This window comes from Massilia sp. X63 (assembly GCF_041023745.1).
Classification (GTDB): Bacteria; Pseudomonadota; Gammaproteobacteria; order Burkholderiales; family Burkholderiaceae_D; genus Telluria.
Genome location: NZ_JBFTEF010000005.1, coordinates 239388 through 258980, shown reverse-complemented (window position 1 = coordinate 258980; position 19593 = coordinate 239388). Strand labels below are relative to the sequence as shown.

Here is a 19593-nt window from a genome sequence, read left to right as displayed (position 1 = left end):
GGCCTCGTCTAAGTAAGGGTGAATGCTTTTTGTGCAATATTACCTGAATGCATAGTCTAGCGCGACACCAATGAACAGTGCGGCGCCAAGCCAATTGTTGTGACGGAAGGCCTTGAAGCAGGCCATGCGTTCGCGGTGGCGGATCAGGGTGTAGTGATAGAGCGCCATCGCGGCCGCCACCGCCACGCCGCCCACGAACCACCAGCGCAGGCCGAGGTACCAGCCGCACACCAGGTCGATGGCCAGCGCCGCGCCGTAGCAGAGCATGATGGCGGCCACGTCGAAGCGGCCGAAGGTGATGGCCGAGGTGCGGATGCCGATCTTGAGGTCGTCGTCGCGGTCGACCATGGCGTATTCGGTGTCGTAGGCGACCGCCCAGAACACGTTCGCCACCAGCAGCCACCAGGCCACCGCCGGCACCGTGTCCTGCACGGCGGCGAAGGCCATCGGGATGCCGAAGCCGAAAGCGATGCCGAGGTAGGCCTGCGGAATCGCGAAGAAGCGCTTGAAGTAGGGGTAGGTGCCGGCCACGACCAGGGCCAGCACCGACAGCTGCTTGGTCAGCGCATTCAGCGGCAGGATCAGGAGGAAGGCGACCAGCGCCAGCACCGCCGCCACCATCACCGCTTCCCAGCCGCGGATTTTACCGGCGGTAAGCGGACGGTCGACGGTGCGCTTGACGTGCTTGTCGAAGTCGCGGTCGGCGTAGTCGTTGATGGCGCAACCGCTAGATCGCATCAGCGCCGTTCCCAGTACGAAGATGAGGAGCACCCCCATGTCCGGCACGCCGCCGGAGGCCATCCACAGAGCCCACAGGGTCGGCCACAGCAGCAGGAGAATCCCGATCGGCTTGTCGGCACGGACCAGGCGGAAATAGAGCGCCAGCTTGTTCATGAATCGTGGAGTCTTGTTGCGCAAGAACTGTTGAGCAGAAGACAGGGATTCTAGCCCCTTTTGGCACAACGGGCAGAACCGGCAGAACGGGCGGAGGCGGCCGCAGGCGGTACAATCGACCCGGTTCCGACAAGCTCTTCTTACATCATGCACATCTGGGTCGATGCCGACGCCTGTCCTGCCGTCATCAAGAACATCCTCTTTCGCGTGGCCGAGCGCCTGCAGCTCGAGCTCACCCTGGTGGCAAACCAGCTGATCAAGGTACCGGGCTCGCGCGTCATCCGCGCCTTGCAGGTGCCGGCCGGCCCGGATGCCGCCGACGCCGAGATCGTCGCGCGGGTGAACCCCGGCGACATCGTCGTCACCGCCGACATTCCGCTGGCGGCGCAGGTGCTGGACAAGGGAGGCTTGCTGCTCAACCCGCGCGGCGAGTGGTACACCAGGGACACCATCGCCCAGCAGCTGACGATGCGTGCTTTCATGGAAGAGTTGCGGGGGAGCGGGGTGGACACCGGCGGGCCGGCCGCCTTCAGCCAGGCGGACCGCCAGAACTTCGCCAATGCCCTCGATCGCCAGCTGGCGCGCCTGCGTGCCGGCGGCTGAGTCCGGGGGCATCCCGGCGGTCGCGTTCGCAAAACTTTACAGTTCTTGTAAGAACTAAAGGGCTGCCCTTGGCCTGTCCGGGGGCGGTACAGGCAAGCGCAGCCCAGCGGCGGCCGCTTACTTCGAAGAAGGACGGCGACGCGCCACGGCGAAGCCGGCCATGCCCAGCCCCATCAGGGCCAGGATGCCCGGCTCAGGCACTTCGCCGCCACCTGGAGGCACGATGCGGCCTGTGCGTTGCACGATGGTGTAGTGCGACACGTCGTGCGAGGTGGACTGTCCCGGCAAATCGAAAGGCGGATCGGTGAAGGGCGTGGACCACACACCGTTGCTGAACAGTTCGTTGAACAGGAAGCCGGTCAGGTTGGTTCCTCTGCCGTCCTTGAACACGATCATGTAGTCGAAGGCGGCGAAATTCGCGCCGGCAATCGTCCAGGTGCCCGACGGGCCGCCGGGACCGACCTGGAGGTTGCTCCCGTTCAGTTGCCACGTGTTGGTGCCGAAGAAGCCCGCCGTGTTGATGTTGGCGACCGAGGCCACGTTGTTGTTGTCGGCCGGCGTGACATACTGGCAAGCGCTGGCTGCGGTCAGCGTTCCGCCGCTGTTTTCCACTTTCGCGGTCGGGTTGGTGGTAAACGACGTGGGACAGCTGACCAGCGCCGCATGGGCGGCCTGGGCGCCGGCGAGCGTGGAAACGAAGAGGACTGCCTTGACCAATTTTCTGGTAATCATGATTACTCCCTCGTGGATGAATCCTCGTTATTAAGGACGGCCTAGCAAGCATAGCCATGCAAGGCGCATGCCACCTGGGTAAGTAACTGATTGTTAAATGTATTTACTTAGGCTCAGGAGTTAACTGTAAGATTTTTCGACGAAATCGACGATGATCCTTAGTTTCCGACCGCCATTTATTTTCCCTGGGTAGATTTTTTAATGAAATCGCCAGTGCGTCACGCCGGTGCGCGCAAGCCCGCTCCGGCAGGGAAGTGATCTTTTTTTTACAAATGGTAAAAATACCGCAGGAGCTACCCCGCGGCGGGCCTCAGGCCGCTGCTTCGAGCGCCACCATGTCGATACCCGGCAGCTTGCATTCGCCGACCGCCTGCGCCACCGCGTCGATCGCGGCGCGCCGCGTGAAGCTCTTGCGCCACACGATCACGACCCGGCGCGAAGGCGCGGGAGGGGAGAAGGGGACATAGGTCAGCAGCCCGTTGGGGTCGTTCATGTCGGCCACCGAGGCGCGCGGCAGCACGGTCAGGCCGATGCCGCTGGCCACCATGTGGCGGATGGTCTCCAGCGAGGAACCTTCGAAGGTGCGCTGCATGCCGTTGCCAGGAGAGGAATAGCGCGCCATTTCCGGGCACACTTCCAGCACCTGGTCGCGGAAGCAGTGGCCCGCGCCCAGCAGCAGCATGGTTTCCAGCTTCAGGTCGTCGGCCGGGATTTCCTTGCGGCCGGCCCAGGGATGCGAGCGCGGCATCGCGACCACGAAGGGTTCGTCGTACAGGGTCTGGATCGACATGCCGTGTTCCGGCAGCGGCAGCGCCACGATGGCGGCGTCGAGCTCGCCCTGGCGCAGCAGTTCGAGCAGCTTGTGGGTGTAGTTCTCCTGCAGCACCAGCGGCATCTGGGGCACGGTGTCGATCAGGCGCTTCACCAGCGGCGGCAGCAGATACGGACCAATGGTGTAGATCACGCCCAGGCGCAGCGGTCCGGCCAGCGGGTCCTTGTTCTGCTTCGCCAGTTCCTTGATGGCGGCAGTCTGTTCCAGCACGCGCTCGGCCTGGGCAACGATCTGCGCGCCCAGCGGCGTCACGGAAACCTCGGAGCCGCCGCGCTCGAACAGGGTCACCCCAAGTTCGTCCTCGAGCTTCTTGATGGCGACGGAGAGGGTAGGCTGGGCAACGAAGCAGGCTTCGGCGGCATGGCCGAAGTGTTTGGCGCGCGCGACGGCGACGATGTATTTCAGCTCGGTCAGTGTCATAGTTTCTCTAGCACAGGATGTGACGGCTGCTTTGCCGCCCATCCTGACACAATGTTGGCTGCAAGTCAGCCAAGATTCGCGTTTTACGGATCATAGTCGCGAATCTTAGCCTATATAATTGCCGTGCAGGATGTTCGCCTGCGTTCTCGCGAGGTACCCATGTCGTCCACCTTCGGTCCGGCGGAAGCCCAGGCCTACATCCACAAGCTGCTGACGGTGATGCACCACCAGGGCGGCTCCGACCTGTTCATCTCCAGCGATTTCCCGCCCAGCATGAAGCACCAGGGCGCGATGAAGCCCCTGAGCCAGCAGCGCCTGTCCGGCGAGGTCACGCGCGCGCTGGCCCTGTCCTTGATGAACGAGCGCCAGCGCGCCGAATTCGAGGCCGAGATGGAGTGCAACTTCGCGATCTCGCTGCCCGGCGTGTGCCGCTTCCGCGTCAACGTCTTCGTGCAGCAGCAGAGCGTGGGCATGGTGGTGCGCACGATCGCCTCCGAGATCCCGAACTTCGAGAAGCTCGAGCTGCCCGAGGTGCTGAAGGAGGTCGTGATGACCAAGCGCGGCCTGGTGCTGGTGGTCGGCGGCACCGGCTCCGGCAAGTCCACCACGCTGGCGGCGATGATCGACTACCGCAACAGCAACTCGGCCGGCCACATCATCACCGTGGAAGACCCGGTGGAGTACGTCCACAAGAACAAGAACTGCCTGGTCACGCACCGCGAGGTGGGCGTGGATACCCACTCCTGGCACAACGCCCTGAAGAACACGCTGCGCCAGGCGCCGGACGTGATCCTGATCGGCGAGATCCGCGACACCGAAACCATGGAGCACGCGATCGCCTTCGCCGAGACCGGTCACCTGTGCCTGGGCACCCTGCACGCGAACAACGCCAACCAGACCCTCGACCGCATCATCAACTTCTTCCCCGAAGAGCGCCGCAACCAGCTGCTGATGGACCTGTCGTCCAACCTGCGCGCGGTGGTCTCGCAACGCCTGATCCGGACCGAGGACGGCAAGGGCCGCAAGGCGGCCATCGAAATCCTGCTGAATACGCCGACCATCAGCGAGATGATCCTGAAGGGGAACTTCCAGAACATCAAGGAGATCATGCACAAGTCGCGCGAGCTCGGCATGTGCACCTTCGACCAAGCCTTGTACGAACTGTACAACAAGGGCTACATCGGCTACGACGAGGCGATCCGCAACGCCGACTCGGCCAACGGGCTGCGCCTGCAGATCAAGCTGTCGGGCGAGCGCAAGGGGCCGGACGGCGGCGGCAAGACCGCCGAGCTGTCGATGGCGATCGATGAAGAACCGCAAGACGACGCACCGAGCACCACCTAAATGAAGAACTCCATGCCTGCATTCGAAAACAAGATCTGCACGCGCGCCGAGCTGGCGCAGCGTATCGCGCAACTGCCCAAGCCGGTGGTGCTGACCAACGGGGTGTTCGACATCCTGCACCGCGGCCACGTGACCTATCTCGCGCAGGCGCGCGAGCTGGGCGGCTCGCTGGTGGTGGCGGCGAATACCGACGCTTCGGTCAAACGCCTGGGCAAGGGCGACGACCGCCCGCACAACACCCTGGCCGACCGAATGGCTGTGCTGGCGGCGCTGGAGTCGGTCAGCCTGGTGGTGGACTTCGACGAGGACACCGCGCTCGAGGTGGTGCTGGAAGCACGGCCGGAGATCTATGCCAAGGGCGGCGACTACGACATGAGCAAGATCCCGGAAGGGCAGGCGGTACAGGCCTACGGCGGGCGCGCGGTGGCGATCGATTTCGAACACGACCGCTCGACCACCAGGCTGGTGGCGAAGATCCGGGGCTGAGCAAACAGGGGAGGGCAAGGCATGCTGATCGCGCAAGTCACCGACCTGCACCTGCAAGCGGATCCCGCCCACCCGAACCTGGCGCGCCTGGTGCGCGTGCTCGAGCACCTGCTTAGCCTGCAGGCCAGGCCAGACCTGCTGGTGCTGAGCGGCGACCTGGCCGACGACGGCGCGCCGGAGAGTTACCGGCACCTGCAGGCCGCGCTGGCGCGCTGGCCCGGTCCGGTGCGCCTGGCGCTGGGCAACCACGACAGCCGCGCGCATTTCCTGGACGTGTTCGGCGCCGCCCACGCCGATGGGGGCTTCGTGCAGGGCCGTACGGCGCTGGACGGACTGCAGGTGATCGTCCTCGACAGCCTGGAGGAGGGGCGCCACGGCGGCGCGTTCTGCGAGGCGCGTGCGCAGTGGCTGTGCCAGGTAGTGCAGGACAGCGCCGGTGCGCCGCTGCTGGTCTTCCTGCACCATCCGCCGGTCGACGTCGGCCTGCCGTGGATCGATCCGGGCCCGCGCCAGGCATGGATCGCCCGCCTCGATGCCGCGCTGCAGGGCGCGAACCTGGCGGGCATCTGCAGCGGCCACGTCCACCTGGGCGGCGTGTTCTCCTGGTTCGGGCGCCGGGTGGCGACCTGCCCGTCCTCGTCCTCGGACCTGAGCCTGGCCTTCGCACCGATGGGGGCGACGCAGCCGGACGGCCGGCCGCTGGTGGAGCAGGGCGAGCCGGCTTTTGCCCTGCACCGCTGGGACGGCAGCGGCCTGGCAAGCATCTTCGGCCGCTGTCCGCAGCGCGTGCTGGCGCACTGGACCGCGGCGACCCAGCCCATGGTGGCGGCCATGCTGGACGAGAAGTCGACGCCGCCGGGATGCGCCTGATGCGCCAGGTGCGTGTCGGCAGCTCGCATCACGGCAGCGCGCTTCCGGCGCGCTTGGCCTGCACGGCGATTGGCTCTGCTAGCCGAACCCAGCTGATATCATGGCCGCCCCGAGCGCGCCAGCGCTGTGTGCCCCAGTCGAGAATCCTGCATGAGTGAATCCGATCGAAACTTTGCGCCCCAGTCCGCGGCGCCTCTGGGTTTCGCCCAACGTTTCAGCCTGCTGCACGACAAGGCGGACGACGACGTCATCGACAGCAGCCTGCGTGCCGGCATCGAACTGCGCGGTGCGACCGCCTGGATCCTGATGTTCGCCATCCTGGTGGCATCGATCGGCCTGAACATCAATTCGCCGGCGGTGATCATCGGCGCCATGCTGATCTCGCCCCTGATGGGGCCGATCGTCGGCATCGGCTACGGCATCGGCATCTTCGACTTTGCGCTGATCCGGCGCTCGCTCCTGAACCTGGGGATCGCGGCCGCGATCAGCCTGGTGACCTCGACCCTGTATTTCGTGCTGACGCCGCTCGACGAAGCGCAGTCGGAACTGCTGGCGCGTACCACCCCGACCCTGTGGGACGTGCTGATTGCGCTGACCGGCGGCCTGGCCGGCATCATCGGCATGACCCGGCGCGAAAAGTCGAACGTGATCCCGGGCGTGGCCATTGCCACCGCCCTGATGCCGCCCCTGTGCACGGCCGGCTACGGCCTGGCCAACGGCAACTGGGCGGTGTTCGGCGGCGCGTTCTACCTGTTCTCGATCAACTGCGTGTTCATTGCGGTGGCCACCGTCATCGTCATCGAATTCCTGCGCCTGCCGCACCGCAAGTTCGTCGACCAGCGCGTCGAGCGCCGCGTCAAGCGCACGCTCCTGATGGTGGTGATGCTGACCGGCCTGCCCAGCATCTACCTGGCAATCCAGCTGGTGGACAACGAAGTGTTCGGGCACCGGGCGCGCCAGTTCGTGCGCGAGGAATTCAGCGGCGGCGCCACCCATGTGGTCGACACCCGCCTGCATGGCGCGATACCGCCACCGATATCGCGGCCGAATTCGCGGCGCAGTATCCCAACTGCGGCGAGGTGCTGATGGGCGTGGCGCTGGCGCCGGGCGCCGAGGGCAAGGCGCCGACCGAGGTGTCGACGCTGACCGCGCGCTGCAAGCGCAAGCTGGCGCAGGCCGATGTGCGCCGGGCCGAGGCCTGGCTGGTGGCGCGCACCAAGTCGGCCGACGCGCGACTGGTGCTGGTGCCGCCGGCGCGCGGGCGCTGACGGGGTCGCGCGCTACCTGGCTTTCTTCTCGCCGGCTGCGAACAGCTCGATCTTCCTGGTCGGCCCCGACACGATCAGGAGGTCGGCCGGCAGGATGCGGGTGTCGGGCAGGGCGTGCTCGAAGTCCTGGTTGGCGCGCTTGACGCCGACGATGGTGACGCCGTAGCGCGAACGCACGTGGGCTTCGGCCAGGGTCTGGAAGTGGGTGCCCGGCGGCGCGTGGATCTTGGCGATCGCGAAACCGTCCTCGAATTCGATGAAGTCCATCATGCGGCCGGTGATCAGGTGGGCCACCCGCGCACCCATGTCCGCTTCGGGGAACACCACGTGGTGGGCGCCGATGCGCTGGGCGATCTGGCCGTGTTCCGGCGTCTGCGCCTTGATCCAGATGTCCTTGATGCCGAGCTCGGTCAGCACCATCAGGGTCATCAGGCTGGCGGCCAGGTCCGAACCGATGGCGACGATGGCATGCGAGAAGTCGGCCACGCCTAGCTGCAGCATGACATTCTCGTTGGTGGAGTCGGCCTGCACCGCATGGGTCAGCCGGTCGCCCCAGAACTGGACCAGGTCTTCCCTGCGGTCGATACCCATGACGTCATGTCCGAGCCGCACGAGCGACTGGGCCACCGAGCCGCCGAAGCGGCCGAGCCCGATGACGACGACGCTGTCGCCCGCCGAAAAGGCGAACTGTTCTGTAAAAATCCTACCCAACAATTGGATGCTCCTCTGGATAACGGTAAGGCATGCGGCGCTCGCCGAGGACGAGCGAGGTAGCGAAGGTGATGATGCCGACCCTGCCGATGAACATCAGCAAGGTCAGCAACAGCAATCCGGCCGGCGGAAGCTCGGCGGTGATGCCGGTCGACAGGCCGGTACTGCTGAAGGCAGAGATGACCTCGAAGATGATGCGGCTGATCGGCAGGTCGGTCAGGCGCAACAGGATCACGGTGGACAGCGCCACGATCATGCTGCTGAGCACCATCACCGTGATGGCCTGGCGCTGCATCGAAGCGCTGACGCGGCGGCCGAAGGCTTCGGTGTCGCTGTGGCCCCGGATCTCGGCGATGACCAGCAAGGCCAGCACCGCCGCGGTGCCGACCTTGACGCCGCCGGCGGTGCCGGCGCTGCCGCCGCCGATGAACATCAGGAAGTAGTGCACGGCCCAGGCTTCCTGCGTCAGGGCGCCGATGTCCACGGCATTGAAGCCGGCGGTGCGTGCCGACACCGACAGGAACAGGCCGTTGAGCAATTTCTCCGCCATCGACAGCGGCCCCAGCGTACGAGGATTGTCGTACTCGAGCAGCAGCAGGGCCAGGAAGCCGCCCGCCAGCAAGATCAGGGTGCCGGTCAGGGTCAGCTTGGTATGCAGGGACCAGTGGCGCGGATCGTGCCAACGGTGGCGCAGGTCGTGCAGTACCGGGAAACCGATGCCGCCAAGAATAATGGCGGCCATGACCGGAAACAGGATCAGGCCGTCCCCCACAAAGCGCGTCAGTCCATCGGCGTAGATCGAGAAGCCGGCATTGTTGAAGGCCGAGGCAGCATGGAACAGGCCGCTCCAGGAAGCCTGGCGCCAGTCCAGTCCGTGACCGAAGTGCAGTCGCAGGGACAGCACCGCCGTCAGCATCAGTTGCGAGGTGAACGTCACCACGAACACGATCTTCGCCACGCTCGAGATGTCGCCCAGCCCGAGCGTACGGGTTTCGGTCTGGGTCATCAGGCGCGTGCGCAGGCGCGGCGAGCGGTTGACCATCAGCCCGAGCAGCGTCGCGGCGGTCATCAGGCCGAAACCGCCCAGCTGGAACAGCAGCATGATCACCACCTGGCCGAACGGCGACCAGTAGCTGCCGGTATCGACGACCGCCAGGCCGGTCACGCATACCGCCGACACGGCGGTGAAGAAGGCGACGATCCAGGGAGCGGACCCGCCGGTGCTGTGCGCCGCAGGCAGCATCAGCAGCAGGCTGCCGACCACGATGGCCAGCAGGAAGCCGAGGACGACGGCGCGCGCGGGATGCAGGACTGCTTTCATGGGCAGACCGGGAAGCTGAGACGCATGGTTCGTGACCGTTCAATGGTTCGTCGAGCGCCGCCCCGTGGGCTCGTGGCGGCGGCACGGGAACAGTCGCAGATCGCCGGAGACCAGGGATTGCACGCATGGCCGGCAAAGCGGCATGCGTGAAGGCGTGCGGATTATACGATGCCTTGCCGGCGCGCCCTTGTACGACGAGCGGGCGGCACGGCCGGCCATGCGGGCCGGCGGTCTGCTCAGGCGCGCGGCCGGACGGCGCTGCGGCGTGCGCGCCAGGTAAGTCCCAGCAGGCCGGCCGCCAGCATGGCCCAGGTGTGCGGCTCGGGCGCCTGCGAGATCATGGTCAATTTGGTGTCGCTGGTCCAGTACAGGTGGCGCTCGGTGCTGGTGCCGGGTTGGAAGTCGTAGGCATAGTGCTGGTCGCCGGTGGTGATCAGGCGGCCGCCGCCGACCCAGCCTTCGGGATCCTGGCCGTAGCTGCCGACGCTGAAGTGCAGGCCGGTATCGCGCGAGAACGAAAAACTGCTCGCGCCGCAGTGGTAATAGGCATTGCTGGTGGCGGCGCAGGCGATGTAGTCGAGTTCGCCCACGACCAGGCTCAGCAGTTCGTCCTTTTCCAGCAGGCCGTCGCTGTCCAGGTCAGTGCCCTTGAACGAGCCGGCGATGATTTCATCGGGCAGGAAACTGTTCGACACACTGTCGTAGAAACCGGTGAAGGAAAAACCCCAGGACATGGTGTCGCCAGGTGCGGCGTGGGCGGCGGTGCAGCACAGGAGCAGGGCGCCGGTGGTGAGTAACTTCTTCATGTGAAACCTCGAGCAAAAACAGGGCGCCGATCGAAACGCGATGTGACCAGCCTACTCCTGTTCGCTCGATACTGTCGCGCCATCTTGCGGAAATTTCCACATTGTGTCGTGCTCGCGCGACAATAAAGTAACATTGCCCTTGGGAATTTCGGACCGGTAGAAACTCAGGTGCCGCCGATGTAGCCGTTCTGGCGCCAGGCCTCGTAGACGACCACGGCCACCGTGTTCGACAGGTTCAGGCTGCGGTTGTCGGGCCGCATCGGCAGGCGGATGCGCTGGGCCGGCGGAAAGGTCTCGCGCAGCGCCGGATCGAGGCCGCGCGATTCGGCGCCGAACACGAACACGTCGCCCGGCCGGAAGCTGGCCTCGGCGAAGGGCGAAGAGCCGTGGGTGGTCAGCGCGAACATGCGGGCCGGGTCCGGCCGTGCATCGGCCAGGAAGGCTTCCCAGTTCTTGTGCACCTTCATGGTGGCGTAGTCGTGGTAGTCCAGCCCCGCGCGGCGCATCTTGGCGTCGTCGAGCGGAAAGCCGAGCGGCTCGATCAGGTGCAGCTGCACGCCGGTGTTGGCGCACAGGCGGATGACGTTGCCGGTGTTCGGCGGGATTTCCGGCTCTACAAGTACGACGTGGAACAAAATGCTCTCCTATTCAGAATCAGTGGGGCGGCGTGCGCGCGAACACCAGGTTCGTCACGCGCGCCGCGCCGGCGCGCTTGAGCACGCCGGCCAGTTCATCGAGTGTATGGCCGCTCGTCATGACGTCGTCGACCACGCCGACGTGCATGCCTGCGAGCCGGGCGTCGGCGGCGAGTGCGAAGGCGCCGCGCACGTTGCGGCGCCGCTCGCCCGGCGCCACGCCGGACTGGGCGGCCGTCTCGACCTGCCGTGCCGCCAGCCGCGGCGCCAGCGCGATGCCGAGCGCGGCCGCCAGCGGCCTGGCTACCTCGAGCGCCTGGTTGTAGCCGCGCTCGACCAGGCGGCGCGGACCGAGCGGCACCGGGCACAGCACATCTGGCAGGGGCAGCGCCGCGCGGGCAAGGAAGGCCTCGCGCAAGCGCTGCGCCATCCACGGCGCCAGCGCCAGCCGCGCCCCGAACTTCAGCTGCAGCACCAGGGCGTCGACCGGCACGGCGTAATCGCAGGCGGCCACGGTGGCATCGAAGGCGGGCGGCGCGGCCAGGCAGGCGCCGCAGGGGCGGGCGCCGTCATGGGCGCCGGCCGGGTTGGCGCAGCACGGGCAGCGGGCCTGGACGTCCCGTACATGGGCTTGCGTGCAGGCCGGGCAGACCGGCGCGTCACCCAGGCCGCCGCACAGGACGCAACTGCACGGCAGCAGCGTGCGCAGCACGGGCGGGAGCACCGTCGGCAGCACGGCCGGCAGCAGCCTGCCCGGCCGGCGCAGGAGGTGGGATAGCGGGGGCATCTACTCGAATCCACGCAAGCATGTACACTCCGCCATTATCTCATTTGTCCGCACCACTACCATGGCTTCACCGCAACCATCCCGGATGAGCGCGCCGATCGACCAGGCCCGCGTCCGTTCCCTGTTCGCCCAGCCCGGCCGCAGCGCTTCCTCCGACTTCCTGCGCCGCGAGATCGCGCAGCGCATGCACGAGCGCCTGCAGCTCGTGAAGATCGTCCCGAAACAGGTGCTCGACGCCGGCTGCGGCGAAGGCCGCGACCTGGCCCTGCTGCAGAAAACCTACCCGGCGGCCCAGATCCTGGGCATCGACGCCGCCCCCGCCATGGCCATGGCGGCGAAGGCGCCGGCCCCGGCGACGCGCTCGCTCAACCAGATGCTCAGCCGTTTGCTGCCGGCCAAGGCCGGCGTCGACATCCTGTGCGGCGACTTCGGCAATCTGCCCTTCGGGACGAACTCGCTCGATTTGTTGTGGTCGAATGTAGCGCTGCACTGGCATCCTCAGCCCGACCGCGTGTTCGCCGAATGGCGGCGCGTCCTGCGGGTGGACGGGCTCCTGATGTTCTCGTGCTTCGGCCCCGACACTTTCTCCGAATTGCGCACCGCCTTTGCCGCGCTGGACGAAACGCCGCACACGCTGCCCTTCGTCGACATGCACGATTTCGGCGACCAGCTGGTGGAGGCCGGGTTTTCCACCCCGGTCATGGACATGGAACGCATCACGGTCACCTACGACAGCGCCGCCAGCCTGCTGGCAGACGTGCGCGCGCTCGGCGGCAACCCGCTCGACACGCGCCGCCGTGGGCTTATCGGGCGCGCCGCCTGGCAGCGCATGCTCGATGCCTTCGAGGCCCAGCGCCGCCCGGATGGCAAGCTCGGGCTGAGCTTCGAGGTCATCTACGGCCACGCTTTCCGTCCGGCTCCGCGCACCACGGCGGCAGGGGAGGCGATCGTGCGTTTCCAGCCACGTAAGCCCTAATAACCCAAGGCAACAACAGTGCCTGATTTTCCTTGAATAAAAATTACTGATTTGATTATAATCAGTGGCTATTTTTATCGTCTGGACGAGGAAAACGCTGAAAAAAGCAGCACTCCAGGCAGAAAATAGAAATGAATTGCAGCATCAGCAGAGCCGTCGGCGGCGGGTAGCTCCAAGCTATCCATCCCGGCGTGTAGGTTCCCGACCGTTTCCGCAGCGCAATTTCGCGGTACTGGTATGAACCGTTCTGCGAATTACGTTTCGGAGCGGCGGCAGTTCGTTCGTGGAGCTGCCGACCGTTAAAAATATATTTATATTTGGTGGTTGGGGACAACATGACATACGCATCGCGACTTGGGGCCTGGATGTTCGGCCTCGCAGCAACGGCCGGCATCCCAGCATGGGCGGCTCCGGAAATCACGGGCCGGCCGGTGGAACACCAGTTGAACATGCAGATCCCCGTGACCGGCGTCGGCGCCGACATCTACAGCCTGCACAACTGGATGATGATCGTCTGCCTGGTCATTTTCGTCGGCGTCTTCGGTGTCATGTTCTATTCGGTGTTCAAGCACCGCAAGTCGCTCGGCCACAAGCCTGCCACCTTCCACGAGTCCACCGCGGTCGAGATCGCCTGGACCATCGTTCCCTTCCTGATCGTCATCGGCATGGCCCTGCCGGCCACCAAGACCGTGGTCGCGCTGAAGGACACCTCGAACGCCGACATCACCATCAAGGCCACCGGCATGCAGTGGAAATGGGGCTATGACTACCTGAAGGGCGAAGGCGAGGGCATTTCCTTCCTGTCGAACCTGGCCACCCCGCGCGCCCAGATCGGCCTGCCGGGTCAGGAACCCACCGAGAAGAAAGGCGAGAACTACCTGCTCGAAGTCGACAACGAGATGGTGGTCCCGGTCGGCAAGAAGATCCGCATGGTGTTCACCGCCAACGACGTGATCCATGCCTGGACCATCCCGGCCTTCGCCATCAAGCAGGACGCGATTCCCGGCTTCGTGCGCGACGGCTGGTTCAAGGCCGACAAGATCGGCGTCTACCGCGGCAACTGCGTTGAACTGTGCGGCAAGGACCACGCCTTCATGCCGATCGTGGTGCGCGTGGTGTCCGCCGAGGACTACAGCGCCTGGGTCGCTGGCGAGAAGAAGAAAATGGCCGCCCTGGCCGACGATCCGAACAAGGTCTGGACCATCGACGAACTGAAGACCCGCGGCGAGCAGGTCTACGCCGCCAACTGCGTGGCCTGCCACCAGGCCAACGGCAAGGGCGTGCCGAATGCCTTCGCGCCGCTGGACGGCTCGCAGGTGGTGCTGGGCGCCAAGGCGCACCAGGTCGAAGTGCTGCTCAACGGCCAGGACACCCCGGCCTACCCGTCGGCCATGCCGGCCTGGAAGCAGCTCTCGGACACCGAGATCGCCGCCGTCATCACCTACACCCGCAATACCTGGTCGAACAAGGCTGCGGAAAACATCGTTCAACCGGCCGAGGTTCTGGCTGCACGCGGCAAGTAAGCCAAGTACGTTCGCTTCAGGGATATCGACATGACTACCAGCACTATCGATCACGCACACGACCACGGCCACGACCACGACCACGCGCACGATCATCCGCACGGCTGGCGCCGCTGGCTGTTCGCCACCAACCACAAGGACATCGGCACCCTCTACCTGTGGTTCTCGTTCATCATGCTGCTCTCGGGCGGCGTGCTGGCGCTGATGATCCGCACCGAACTGTTCGAGCCGGGCCTGCAGTTCTTCCGCCCCGAGTTCTTCAACCAGCTGACCACCATGCACGGCCTGGTGATGGTGTTCGGCGCGATCATGCCGGCCTTCGTGGGCTTCGCCAACTGGATGCTGCCGCTGCAGGTGGGCGCCTCGGACATGGCTTTCGCCCGCATGAACAACTTCTCGTTCTGGCTGCTGCCGCCGGCGGCGATCCTGCTCGCAGGCTCGTTCTTCTCGCCGGGCGGCGCCACCGCCGCCGGCTGGACGCTGTACGCGCCGCTGTCGACCCAGATGGGCCCGGGCATGGACATGGCGATCTTCGCCATGCACATCATGGGCGCCTCGTCGATCATGGGGTCGATCAACATCATCGTCACCATCCTGAACATGCGCGCGCCTGGCATGACCCTGATGAAGATGCCGATGTTCTGCTGGACCTGGCTGATCACCGCCTACCTGCTGATCGCCGTGATGCCGGTGCTGGCAGGCGCCATCACCATGACCCTGACCGACCGTCACTTCGGCACCTCGTTCTTCAACGCGGCCGGCGGCGGCGACCCGGTGATGTACCAGCACATCTTCTGGTTCTTCGGCCACCCCGAGGTCTACATCATGATCCTGCCGGCCTTCGGCATCGTCTCGCAGATCATCCCGGCCTTCGCCCGCAAGCCGCTGTTCGGCTACGCCTCGATGGTCTACGCGACCGCCTCGATCGCGATCCTGTCCTTCATCGTGTGGGCGCACCACATGTTCACCACCGGCATGCCGGTGACCTCGCAGCTGTTCTTCATGTACGCCACCATGCTGATCGCGGTGCCGACCGGCGTGAAGGTGTTCAACTGGGTCGCCACCATGTGGAAGGGCTCGATGACCTTCGAGACCCCGATGCTGTTCGCGGTGGGCTTCATCTTCGTGTTTACCATGGGCGGCTTCACCGGCCTGATCCTGGCCGTGACCCCGATCGACATCCAGGTGCACGACACCTATTACGTGGTGGCGCACTTCCACTACGTGCTGGTGGCGGGCTCGCTGTTCGCGCTGTTCGCCGGCTTCTACTACTGGGCGCCGAAGTGGACCGGCCACATGTATCCGGAGTTCCGCGGCAAGCTGCACTTCTGGCTGTCGCTGATCACCTTTAACATCACCTTCTTCCCGATGCACTTCCTGGGCCTGGCCGGCATGCCGCGCCGCTATGCGGACTACGCCACCCAGTTCACCGACTTCAACATGATCGTGTCGATCGGCGCCTTCGGTTTCGGCCTGTCGCAGGTGTACTTCCTGTTCGCCGTGGTGCTGCCGACCATCCGCGGCGGCAAGGCTGCCCCGGCCAAGCCGTGGGAAGGCGCGGAAGGCCTGGAGTGGACCGTGCCGAGCCCGGCGCCGTTCCACACCTTCGAAACCCCGCCGCTGGTGAAGTAATCATGGTCCAGGAACCACGCAAGGCTGGCGCGCCCCGGCCGAACAACCTGCGTACCGCCCTGATCCTGGGCGGGATCGCGCTGTTCTTCTTCGCCAGCGTGTTCGTCAAGTTCACCTGGCTGAGCTGAAGGCAGGACTGACATGGCCACCAGCAAGAAGCTGCTGCAACTGAACCGCACCACGCTGGGCAAGCTGGTGGTGGTGGCGGTACTCATGTTCGGTTTCGGTTACGCCCTGGTGCCGGTGTACCGCCAGATCTGCGAGGTACTCGGCATCAACGTGCTCACCCAGGGCGAGTTCGTGGAAGCGCCGAAGAATACCCAGATCGACAAGAGCCGCACCATCGTGGTCGAGCTGGACGGCAATGCGCAGGGGCCGTGGCGTTTCCGCCCGACCCAGCGCAGCATCGAAGTGCATCCGGGCGAGCTGGCCACCGTCACCTACGAGGTGGTCAACACGCAGGGCAGGGCGGTCAAGGCGCAGGCGATTCCAAGCTACGCGCCGCAGCTTGTCACGCCGCACTTCAAGAAAGTGGAATGCTTCTGCTTCCAGGAGCAGACCTTGCAGGCCAACGAAGCGCGCCAGATGCCGGTGGTCTTCTTCATCGACCCGGCCCTGCCGCGCGAGGTGAAGAACATCACGCTGTCGTACACCTTCTTCGAGATCGGCGGGGCGGTGCAGACCGCCTCGGCGGGCACCAAGGCGGTAAGGTAGATGCAGGAGCGTCCGCATCCACAGTTGCACCAGCGGCGCGGCAGTTTCCTGGCCACGATGAAGGCCGTGTTCTGGTCCTTCTTCGGGGTGCGCAAGCGCCGCGACTACGAGCACGACGCCGCCAACCTGAACCCGGTCCACGTGATCGTCGCCGGGCTGCTCGGCACGGCGATCTTCATCGGCTTGCTGATGCTGGCGGTGCGCTTCGCGGTAGCCCAATAACGAGTTTCAGCGACACAAGAATCACCCGATAATTCAAAGAGTAGATTGAGGAGATGAAAATGAGTTCGCCACACACCGCGCCCTACTATTTCGTGCCAGGACCGTCCCGCTGGCCGATGTGCGCCGGCATTTCGATGCTGGTGACCATGATCGGCGCCTCCGGCTGGGTCAACAGCGCCCCCTGGGGCCCGGCAGTGTGCCTGGCCGGCATCGCCGCCACGCTGCTCGTGCTGTACTTCTGGTTCGGCGACGCCATCGGCGAATCCGAGTCGGGCATGTACGGCAAGCGCATCGACCTGTCCTACCGCTGGTCCATGAGCTGGTTCATTTTCTCGGAAGTGATGTTCTTCGGCGCCTTCTTCGGCGCCCTGTTCTACGCCCGCGCGGTGTCCATGCCCTGGCTGGCCGACCTCGACCACAAGATCCTGTGGCCGGACTTCGTCCCGACCTGGGGCAACACCGGCCCGGCCGGCGTGGTGGACGGCTTCCAGACCATGGGCCCGTTCCCGATCCCGACCATCAACACCGCGCTGCTGCTGATGTCCGGCGTGACCCTGACCATCTCGCACCACGCGCTGCGCGCCGGCCACCGCGGCAAGACCGCCTTCTGGCTCGCCGCCACCATCCTGCTGGGCGCGGTCTTCATGGGCTTCCAGGTCTACGAATACATGCACGCCTACGCGGACCTGAACCTGAAGCTGACCTCGGGCATCTACGGCTCGACCTTCTTCATGCTGACCGGCTTCCACGGCTTCCACGTGACCATGGGCGCGATCATGCTGTCGGTGATCCTGTACCGTGTGCTGAAGGGCCACTTCACGGCGGACCACCACTTCGGCTTCGAAGGCGCGGCCTGGTACTGGCACTTCGTCGACGTCGTGTGGCTGGGCCTGTACGTGGTGGTGTACTGGCTATAAAAGAATGTTGGCGGCTGATCGCCGCCCGTTCGTAGGGTGGGCGGGTTTCCCGCCCACGCGTTCAAATCACGTATCGCGGCCCGCTTCATGGCTTTTCATACGACGGTTGAACGCGTGGGCGGCTCTGCCGCCCGCCCTACGTTCATGAGCGTATGCTAGCTTAGCGAATACCGGTCGGGGTAATCCACCCCATCTTGTAGGCGCCAAGCAAGCACAGGAACAAGGTGATCGACAGGCCGACGCGCATCGCCAGCGCATGCACCGTACGGTTGCTCTGGCCTTTGTCGCGCATCAGGAAGAACAAGGCGGACGCGAGGCTGGCAAGGATTAGGATGAAGGCAATCGCAACGAAGAGTTTCATGGTCGGCCCGGTCAAGGTTGAGGCATCATTGTAATGCGGTTCCCCTTCCATTTTCGTCCCATTCCCTGTATCGCCGCACTTCTTCTTGCCGTTCTGGGCATTGCTCTGGGTAACTGGCAGCAGGGCAGGGCCGCCGAGAAACTAGCCGTGCAAGAAAAGCTGGCCGCCCGCGCCAGCCAGCCGCCGGTGCCCCTGCGTGTCGCCATCGCCGGCGCCACCGCGCCCCTGGCCGAGACGCTCGAATACCGCCGCGTGCGCGTCACCGGCGAGTTCGTCGCCGACTGGCCGCTGTTCCTGGCCAACCGCCCGATGGCCGGCCGGCCCGGCTACTACCTCGTGATGCCGTTCAAGATCGCGGATTCGCGCACCTCCGTGCTGGTGATGCGCGGGTGGTTGCCGCGCGAAGCCGAATTCGGCAAGCTGCCCGCATTCGCCACCCCGGCCGGCACGATCACCATCGAAGGCATGGTGGTGGCCTCGGCGGGACACGTGATGGAACTGGGCAAGCCGGCGCCGCTGGCCCCGGGCGCCATCGTCCAGAACATCGATCCGGCGCAGGCGGCCGCGGCCACCGGCCTGTTGCTGCAGAGCTTCTTCGTGCAGCAGACCGGCCCGGACCAGCCGGATGCGGTCGACGACATGCTGCTGCGCGTATGGCCCTCGCCCTCGAGCGGCATCGACAAGCACCGCGGCTATGCCTTCCAGTGGTATGCACTGGCAGCCATGGCCATCCTCTTCTTTGTGATAACAGGATTCCGCAGTGGATCAAGACAAGCTGATGCAAGAAAACCCGACCCGGCAAACCACGCAGCAGGAAGCGGCGATGCGGGACGCCACTGAGCAGGCCCAGGCGCAGGAGCGCAAGCGCAAGCGCGGCCGCTGGAAGCTGTTCGCGGTGCTGATGGTCTGCGCGGCGCCGCTGATCCTGTCCTACCTCACGTATTACGTCATCAAGCCGGAAGGCCGCACCAACTACGGCGCCCTGATCGACCCGCGCACCCGGCCGATCCCGGCCATGGCCAGCACCACCCTCGACGGCCGCCCGGAAAAGCTGGAGCAGTACGCCGGCAAGTGGATCATGCTGAAGGTCGGCGGCGGCGAGTGCCTGGAAGCCTGCCAGAAGCAGCTGTACGCGATGCGCCAGTGGCGCCTGATGCAGGGCAAGAACATGGACCGCATCGAGCGTGTCTGGCTCGTTACCGACGAGCAGCCGCTCGATACGATGACGATCCGCCAGTACGACGGCATGCACCTGCTGCGCGCACCGCACGACACCGTGTACAAATGGCTGCCGGCCGAGCAGGGCAGCACCCCGGCCGAGCACATCTACCTGATCGACCCGCTGGGCAACCTGATGATGCGCTTCCCGGCCGACCCGGACGTGCGTAAGGTTTACAAAGATATTGCCAAGCTGCTCAAGGCATCGGCGATCGGCTAGCCGCGCCGCAGCGCGGCCGAGCGACGAATCGGGAATGGCCGGATAATAGCGGCCTGATCGGAAACAACGGAGCAAGCACGGCCGGTTCACCCGGCCGAGCA

General features: G+C 65.3%; 25 protein-coding genes. 15 read left to right on the top strand and 10 right to left on the bottom strand.

Features of this window, described 5'->3' with window-relative positions; translation table 11 throughout:
* Window positions 1-39 precede the first annotated feature (39 nt).
* Window positions 40-894 (bottom strand): 4-hydroxybenzoate octaprenyltransferase, encoded by an 855-nt coding sequence (gene ubiA / locus AB3347_RS12595; RefSeq protein ID WP_369092149.1) that lies wholly within the window; start codon window positions 892-894, stop codon window positions 40-42.
* A gap of 147 nt (window positions 895-1041) precedes the next feature.
* Here ubiA and AB3347_RS12590 point away from each other — a divergent pair, with 147 nt between their 5' ends.
* Window positions 1042-1497 carry a YaiI/YqxD family protein gene (locus tag AB3347_RS12590; protein ID WP_369092148.1) on the top strand — a complete coding sequence of 152 codons (456 nt, stop codon included), beginning with the start codon at window positions 1042-1044 and terminating at the stop codon, window positions 1495-1497.
* Between the two features lie 117 nt (window positions 1498-1614).
* Here AB3347_RS12590 and AB3347_RS12585 read toward each other — a convergent pair whose 3' ends face one another.
* Window positions 1615-2229: a PEP-CTERM sorting domain-containing protein gene (locus tag AB3347_RS12585; RefSeq protein ID WP_369092147.1), complete on the bottom strand. Its 615-nt coding sequence runs from the start codon at window positions 2227-2229 to the stop codon at window positions 1615-1617.
* Between the two features lie 310 nt (window positions 2230-2539).
* Complete coding sequence (locus tag AB3347_RS12580; protein WP_369092146.1) at window positions 2540-3481, bottom strand: hydrogen peroxide-inducible genes activator; 942 nt, start codon at window positions 3479-3481, stop codon at window positions 2540-2542.
* A 159-nt stretch (window positions 3482-3640) separates the two neighbouring features.
* Here AB3347_RS12580 and AB3347_RS12575 point away from each other — a divergent pair, with 159 nt between their 5' ends.
* The 5 genes from AB3347_RS12575 (at window position 3641) to AB3347_RS12555 (ending at window position 7449) form a co-directional block, all read left to right on the top strand.
* Complete coding sequence (locus AB3347_RS12575) at window positions 3641-4825, top strand: PilT/PilU family type 4a pilus ATPase (RefSeq protein WP_369092145.1); 1185 nt, start codon at window positions 3641-3643, stop codon at window positions 4823-4825.
* A gap of 12 nt (window positions 4826-4837) precedes the next feature.
* Window positions 4838-5311, top strand: coding sequence for an adenylyltransferase/cytidyltransferase family protein (locus AB3347_RS12570; protein WP_369092144.1), 474 nt, complete (start codon window positions 4838-4840; stop codon window positions 5309-5311).
* A gap of 21 nt (window positions 5312-5332) precedes the next feature.
* Window positions 5333-6181 carry a metallophosphoesterase gene (locus AB3347_RS12565; RefSeq protein WP_369092143.1) on the top strand — a complete coding sequence of 283 codons (849 nt, stop codon included), beginning with the start codon at window positions 5333-5335 and terminating at the stop codon, window positions 6179-6181.
* A 150-nt stretch (window positions 6182-6331) separates the two neighbouring features.
* Window positions 6332-7267, top strand: a complete 936-nt coding sequence (locus AB3347_RS12560) for a DUF389 domain-containing protein (protein ID WP_369092142.1) — start codon at window positions 6332-6334, stop codon at window positions 7265-7267.
* The gene (locus AB3347_RS12555; RefSeq protein ID WP_369092141.1) at window positions 7267-7449 is read left to right on the top strand and encodes a hypothetical protein; all 183 of its coding nucleotides are present in this window, start codon (window positions 7267-7269) and stop codon (window positions 7447-7449) included. The genes AB3347_RS12560 and AB3347_RS12555 overlap by 1 nt, the downstream gene beginning before the upstream one ends.
* Window positions 7450-7461: 12 nt before the next feature.
* On the opposite strand, the gene AB3347_RS12550 is transcribed toward AB3347_RS12555, so the two are convergent.
* The 5 genes from AB3347_RS12550 to AB3347_RS12530 form a co-directional block, all read right to left on the bottom strand.
* Entirely contained in the window at window positions 7462-8163 is a 702-nt protein-coding gene (locus tag AB3347_RS12550) for a TrkA family potassium uptake protein (RefSeq protein WP_369092140.1), read from the bottom strand.
* Window positions 8153-9481 (bottom strand): TrkH family potassium uptake protein, encoded by a 1329-nt coding sequence (locus AB3347_RS12545; protein ID WP_369092139.1) that lies wholly within the window; start codon window positions 9479-9481, stop codon window positions 8153-8155. Before AB3347_RS12545 ends, AB3347_RS12550 begins: the two co-directional genes overlap by 11 nt.
* Before the next feature lie 236 nt (window positions 9482-9717).
* A complete protein-coding gene (locus AB3347_RS12540; protein ID WP_369092138.1) occupies window positions 9718-10287 on the bottom strand; it encodes a PEP-CTERM sorting domain-containing protein in 570 nt (189 codons plus the stop codon).
* 164 nt (window positions 10288-10451) lie between these two features.
* The gene (gene trmL / locus AB3347_RS12535; protein WP_369092137.1) at window positions 10452-10922 is read right to left on the bottom strand and encodes a tRNA (uridine(34)/cytosine(34)/5-carboxymethylaminomethyluridine(34)-2'-O)-methyltransferase TrmL; all 471 of its coding nucleotides are present in this window, start codon (window positions 10920-10922) and stop codon (window positions 10452-10454) included.
* Between the two features lie 19 nt (window positions 10923-10941).
* Window positions 10942-11709, bottom strand: coding sequence for a ComF family protein (locus AB3347_RS12530; RefSeq protein ID WP_369092136.1), 768 nt, complete (start codon window positions 11707-11709; stop codon window positions 10942-10944).
* Window positions 11710-11794: 85 nt separating this feature from the next.
* Here AB3347_RS12530 and AB3347_RS12525 point away from each other — a divergent pair, with 85 nt between their 5' ends.
* Window positions 11795-12685 (top strand): methyltransferase domain-containing protein, encoded by an 891-nt coding sequence (locus AB3347_RS12525; RefSeq protein ID WP_369092135.1) that lies wholly within the window; start codon window positions 11795-11797, stop codon window positions 12683-12685.
* A 61-nt stretch (window positions 12686-12746) separates the two neighbouring features.
* Here the strand turns inward: AB3347_RS12525 and AB3347_RS12520 are convergent, their stop codons facing one another.
* Complete coding sequence (locus tag AB3347_RS12520) at window positions 12747-13136, bottom strand: hypothetical protein (protein ID WP_369092308.1); 390 nt, start codon at window positions 13134-13136, stop codon at window positions 12747-12749.
* On the opposite strand from AB3347_RS12520, the gene coxB reads away from it, so the two are divergent.
* The 6 genes from coxB to AB3347_RS12490 are packed head-to-tail and all read left to right on the top strand — an operon-like array spanning window position 13021 to window position 17693.
* Window positions 13021-14208, top strand: coding sequence for a cytochrome c oxidase subunit II (coxB, locus tag AB3347_RS12515; RefSeq protein WP_369092134.1), 1188 nt, complete (start codon window positions 13021-13023; stop codon window positions 14206-14208). The two genes, AB3347_RS12520 and coxB, sit on opposite strands and share 116 nt — an antisense overlap.
* A gap of 30 nt (window positions 14209-14238) precedes the next feature.
* Window positions 14239-15840, top strand: a complete 1602-nt coding sequence (gene ctaD / locus AB3347_RS12510) for a cytochrome c oxidase subunit I (protein ID WP_369092133.1) — start codon at window positions 14239-14241, stop codon at window positions 15838-15840.
* 2 nt (window positions 15841-15842) lie between these two features.
* Complete coding sequence (locus AB3347_RS12505) at window positions 15843-15968, top strand: cytochrome oxidase small assembly protein (protein WP_369092132.1); 126 nt, start codon at window positions 15843-15845, stop codon at window positions 15966-15968.
* Window positions 15969-15981: 13 nt separating this feature from the next.
* Window positions 15982-16554, top strand: coding sequence for a cytochrome c oxidase assembly protein (locus AB3347_RS12500; protein ID WP_369092131.1), 573 nt, complete (start codon window positions 15982-15984; stop codon window positions 16552-16554).
* Window positions 16555-16776, top strand: a complete 222-nt coding sequence (locus AB3347_RS12495; protein ID WP_369092130.1) for a DUF2970 domain-containing protein — start codon at window positions 16555-16557, stop codon at window positions 16774-16776.
* A gap of 59 nt (window positions 16777-16835) precedes the next feature.
* Window positions 16836-17693 (top strand): cytochrome c oxidase subunit 3, encoded by an 858-nt coding sequence (locus AB3347_RS12490; RefSeq protein ID WP_369092129.1) that lies wholly within the window; start codon window positions 16836-16838, stop codon window positions 17691-17693.
* Between the two features lie 160 nt (window positions 17694-17853).
* On the opposite strand, the gene AB3347_RS12485 is transcribed toward AB3347_RS12490, so the two are convergent.
* Window positions 17854-18054 carry a twin transmembrane helix small protein gene (locus AB3347_RS12485; protein WP_369092301.1) on the bottom strand — a complete coding sequence of 67 codons (201 nt, stop codon included), beginning with the start codon at window positions 18052-18054 and terminating at the stop codon, window positions 17854-17856.
* A gap of 33 nt (window positions 18055-18087) precedes the next feature.
* Between AB3347_RS12485 and AB3347_RS12480 the strand changes: the two genes are divergently transcribed.
* On the top strand, window positions 18088-18894 hold the full coding sequence (locus tag AB3347_RS12480; protein ID WP_369092128.1) for an SURF1 family protein: 807 nt from the start codon (window positions 18088-18090) through the stop codon (window positions 18892-18894).
* A complete protein-coding gene (locus AB3347_RS12475; protein ID WP_369092127.1) occupies window positions 18878-19492 on the top strand; it encodes an SCO family protein in 615 nt (204 codons plus the stop codon). Before AB3347_RS12480 ends, AB3347_RS12475 begins: the two co-directional genes overlap by 17 nt.
* Window positions 19493-19593 lie beyond the last annotated feature (101 nt).

What these genes read in the sequence shown, in the direction of transcription:
- AB3347_RS12495 (WP_369092130.1), top strand. Translation starts at nt 16,555, where the DNA reads ATGCAGGAGCGTCCGCATCCACAGTTGCACCAGCGGCGCGGCAGTTTC.
- AB3347_RS12480 (WP_369092128.1), top strand. Translation starts at nt 18,088, where the DNA reads ATGCGGTTCCCCTTCCATTTTCGTCCCATTCCCTGTATCGCCGCACTT.
- AB3347_RS12580 (WP_369092146.1), bottom strand. Translation starts at nt 3,481, where the DNA reads ATGACACTGACCGAGCTGAAATACATCGTCGCCGTCGCGCGCGCCAAA.
- AB3347_RS12485 (WP_369092301.1), bottom strand. Translation starts at nt 18,054, where the DNA reads ATGAAACTCTTCGTTGCGATTGCCTTCATCCTAATCCTTGCCAGCCTC.
- AB3347_RS12530 (WP_369092136.1), bottom strand. Translation starts at nt 11,709, where the DNA reads ATGCCCCCGCTATCCCACCTCCTGCGCCGGCCGGGCAGGCTGCTGCCG.
- AB3347_RS12585 (WP_369092147.1), bottom strand. Translation starts at nt 2,229, where the DNA reads ATGATTACCAGAAAATTGGTCAAGGCAGTCCTCTTCGTTTCCACGCTC.
- AB3347_RS12500 (WP_369092131.1), top strand. Translation starts at nt 15,982, where the DNA reads ATGGCCACCAGCAAGAAGCTGCTGCAACTGAACCGCACCACGCTGGGC.
- AB3347_RS12570 (WP_369092144.1), top strand. Translation starts at nt 4,838, where the DNA reads ATGCCTGCATTCGAAAACAAGATCTGCACGCGCGCCGAGCTGGCGCAG.
- AB3347_RS12475 (WP_369092127.1), top strand. Translation starts at nt 18,878, where the DNA reads ATGCGGGACGCCACTGAGCAGGCCCAGGCGCAGGAGCGCAAGCGCAAG.
- AB3347_RS12590 (WP_369092148.1), top strand. Translation starts at nt 1,042, where the DNA reads ATGCACATCTGGGTCGATGCCGACGCCTGTCCTGCCGTCATCAAGAAC.
- AB3347_RS12565 (WP_369092143.1), top strand. Translation starts at nt 5,333, where the DNA reads ATGCTGATCGCGCAAGTCACCGACCTGCACCTGCAAGCGGATCCCGCC.
- ctaD (WP_369092133.1), top strand. Translation starts at nt 14,239, where the DNA reads ATGACTACCAGCACTATCGATCACGCACACGACCACGGCCACGACCAC.
- AB3347_RS12505 (WP_369092132.1), top strand. Translation starts at nt 15,843, where the DNA reads ATGGTCCAGGAACCACGCAAGGCTGGCGCGCCCCGGCCGAACAACCTG.
- AB3347_RS12545 (WP_369092139.1), bottom strand. Translation starts at nt 9,481, where the DNA reads ATGAAAGCAGTCCTGCATCCCGCGCGCGCCGTCGTCCTCGGCTTCCTG.
- ubiA (WP_369092149.1), bottom strand. Translation starts at nt 894, where the DNA reads ATGAACAAGCTGGCGCTCTATTTCCGCCTGGTCCGTGCCGACAAGCCG.
- coxB (WP_369092134.1), top strand. Translation starts at nt 13,021, where the DNA reads ATGACATACGCATCGCGACTTGGGGCCTGGATGTTCGGCCTCGCAGCA.
- AB3347_RS12490 (WP_369092129.1), top strand. Translation starts at nt 16,836, where the DNA reads ATGAGTTCGCCACACACCGCGCCCTACTATTTCGTGCCAGGACCGTCC.
- AB3347_RS12520 (WP_369092308.1), bottom strand. Translation starts at nt 13,136, where the DNA reads ATGTTCAACTGGTGTTCCACCGGCCGGCCCGTGATTTCCGGAGCCGCC.
- AB3347_RS12575 (WP_369092145.1), top strand. Translation starts at nt 3,641, where the DNA reads ATGTCGTCCACCTTCGGTCCGGCGGAAGCCCAGGCCTACATCCACAAG.
- AB3347_RS12555 (WP_369092141.1), top strand. Translation starts at nt 7,267, where the DNA reads ATGGGCGTGGCGCTGGCGCCGGGCGCCGAGGGCAAGGCGCCGACCGAG.
- AB3347_RS12560 (WP_369092142.1), top strand. Translation starts at nt 6,332, where the DNA reads ATGAGTGAATCCGATCGAAACTTTGCGCCCCAGTCCGCGGCGCCTCTG.
- AB3347_RS12525 (WP_369092135.1), top strand. Translation starts at nt 11,795, where the DNA reads ATGAGCGCGCCGATCGACCAGGCCCGCGTCCGTTCCCTGTTCGCCCAG.
- AB3347_RS12540 (WP_369092138.1), bottom strand. Translation starts at nt 10,287, where the DNA reads ATGAAGAAGTTACTCACCACCGGCGCCCTGCTCCTGTGCTGCACCGCC.